The 2,741-nt window shown below is 28.6% G+C and carries 3 protein-coding genes; all 3 read right to left on the bottom strand.

Going from position 1 to position 2,741, the window contains the following annotated elements:
• The coding region (locus tag ACMOUI_RS06535) for a hypothetical protein (RefSeq protein WP_418964921.1) at positions 1 to 222 on the bottom strand (222 nt) is incomplete at its 3' end.
• A gap of 3 nt (positions 223 to 225) precedes the next feature.
• Positions 226 to 1,434, bottom strand: coding sequence for an ATP-grasp domain-containing protein (locus ACMOUI_RS06530; RefSeq protein WP_418964920.1), 1,209 nt, complete (start codon positions 1,432 to 1,434; stop codon positions 226 to 228).
• Positions 1,435 to 1,448: 14 nt separating this feature from the next.
• Positions 1,449 to 2,741, bottom strand: a 1,293-nt coding sequence (locus tag ACMOUI_RS06525) for a lipopolysaccharide biosynthesis protein (protein WP_418964919.1), incomplete at its 5' end; no start/stop codon positions are given.

Genomic DNA, 2,741 nt, shown 5'->3' with positions numbered 1-2,741 from the left:
AAAATTTTTATCTATTCTATAAAATTCATAGCAAAGTTCATTTTGTTTTAACATAACCTCTATACACTCGCATAAATAATATGGTATGTATATTTTTTTTATATTTTTTGCTTCCATAATATATAACAACGCATTTCTTGCTGTATTTAATGAAACTAAATCTTTATAATATTCATTTCTTACAAACTCCTCTATTTGAAAATAGCCACCAATCTCTTTCATACTCTACTCTTCCTCTTTCAATATAACTTCAATCCATTTGTCTGCATTATCCATTAAATCTAACATCTCTTCCATTGTTTCAAATTTCATCAACAGTATTCCTAGACATCCATTTGCTCCCACAAAAGCTGGAATACTATCCCCAACCTTATAATTTAAATGACTCTCTAAAATAGAACTCTCTTTTATTTTTTTTGAAATCTCAATATTTTTTAAAATTCCAGCTTTAGATGAATGAATTGCATAATAACTATAAAATCCATTGTAGTCCTTTATATCCATCTTTTCTATTTTTTCACCTAAAGATTGCTTTATTGTATTTTCTATAAGATCTACCCCTGTGGCGTATTTTATTATTTGAGGTATAAAATTTCCTCCATTTCTAGGTCCTATCTCCATTAAATACACATTCATATCCTTATCTATCCTTATATCAAAGTTATAAGCACCCATTTTCATATTCAATAAAGAAAGAGCTCTTTGAATCTCTTGATGAATTTTATTTTGAGTCTCCTGTGGCATATTATAGGGAAAGCTCGCTGAAATTGGAACAAATGGATTTATACTTTTCTTGTCAAAATGATCATTGGCAAAACACCTAAAAACTAACTCACCATCAATTACAAATCCATCTCCTGCAACCTGATATCCAAACATCTCCACAAACTCCTCTATTATAAATCTCTTTACTAATGAATATCTCAAGGCATTCTCTGCTAAAGCATTTAACTCTTTTATGGATTCAACTTTTGCAACTCCTTTACTACCAGATGAATCTACAGGTTTTATTATTAAAGGAAACTTAAAATCTTTGATTTCATCTTTAATTTCATCAACAGAGCTATATCCCTTTGCCTTTGGTGTTTTAAATCCATTATCTTCTAAAAACTTTCTAAACAAATCTTTATTTGTCAGTATTTTTACCGATTCATAAGGGTTTGTTGGTAATTCTAATTTTTCCGCTACATATGCCGCTGTTGGAGCTGCTGGATCTGATGCATAAGCAACTATTCCATTTATTTTCTCTTTTTTAGCTATTTCTAATATTTTTTCTTTATCTGTAGTACTCACTAAATAAAATTTATCTGCATATTGTTGCCCTGGATTATCTTCCAAATAATCACATAAAATTGTATAATATCCCATTTTTTTTGCACACTCTATGGCTACTATTTGCTGCTTTGAACCTCCTAGTAATAATATTTTTTTCATCTTTCTTCCTCCTCTTAGGCTCTCTTTAGCTTTTTACTTTTTAAAACTGCTTCTATCAAATAATTGCAACACTCCAATTTAATCGCATATGAAATTGAAATATATACTATAACTCCTAATAAGACTTGAAAAAATATTATGCTAACTAAATTAAGATTTAATAAGGAGATTGGATAAATAACTATTCCCATAATTAAAGATATAATTGCCGATGGAAATATATCCTTTAATTGTTCCATATAACCATAATTTAACAACTTTTTATTTGGAAATGAGTTTATTACAGATGCAATTATCCCATTTATTAAAACTCCTATAGCCATTGCATAAACTCCATAATTCAGTGTTATTAGTAGTATTGTTACTCCTATTATTTTCTTTATAACTTCCAATTTTAAAAATATATCACTTCTACCAAGAGCATTTATAGCTTGTAAGTTTGTTGTATGTATAGGCCATAAGGCATATGATAAGCAAAATATTCTTAAATATGGAACACAGGATAACCATTTTTTTGTTAATAGAAGTTCTACAAAGGGTTCTCCAATTATTGCCAATCCTATCATCAGTGGAAAAATTATGAAACAACTTGTCACAATTGCTCTTCTTACAAGATATTTCATTCTAACTCTATCACTTTGCTCAGCAACTAATGCTGGAAAAATAACCGTTTGAATCGATCCATTAAAGTTGGACACAATTAATAGGGGGAATTGATTTCCTCTATTGTAATAACCTAACATCATAGGAGAGTAAAATTTTCCAATAACTAAACTTCTTAAATTTTCATATAATACGTCTAATAACGATGAGAATAGTAATTTAGACCCAAAAGAAAATAACTTCTTTATTCTTTCCAATGAAAATAGTAGTTTCGGTCTCCATTTTACAGCAAAATATAGAATTATACATGTTGACAATTGACTTATTAATTGTTGATATACAAGAGTCCAAATTCCAAAATTACTATATACCATTATTATTGAGATAATACCTGATATTAAAACTGCACCTAAGCTACTTATAAATAGCTTCTTAAATTCTAAATTTTTACTAATAATGGAGTTCTGTATAGAGTTAAATGCACCAAAAAAAAGTGTTAAAGATAGAACCCTCAATATATTTTTTAACTCAGATATTTTATAAAACTCTGCGATTAATGGAGCTAAAAAAAATAAAACCATATAGACTACACCTGCTATAACTACACTCAAGTAGAATACAGAGGATAGATCTTTATCATCTATCCTTTCTTTTTGGATCAGTGCTACCCCAAAACCACTTTGCACAAAAACATTGGCTAATGA

This window comes from Cetobacterium sp. (assembly GCF_048470075.1).
GTDB lineage: Bacteria > Fusobacteriota > Fusobacteriia > Fusobacteriales > Fusobacteriaceae > Cetobacterium_A.
The sequence above is the reverse complement of the archived record's forward strand: the minus strand, read 5'-3'. Positions and strand labels throughout refer to the sequence as shown.

Bases quoted from the DNA above. Each gene is read 5' to 3' on its own strand.
- ACMOUI_RS06530 (WP_418964920.1), bottom strand. From the start codon at position 1,434: ATGAAAAAAATATTATTACTAGGAGGTTCAAAGCAGCAAATAGTAGCC.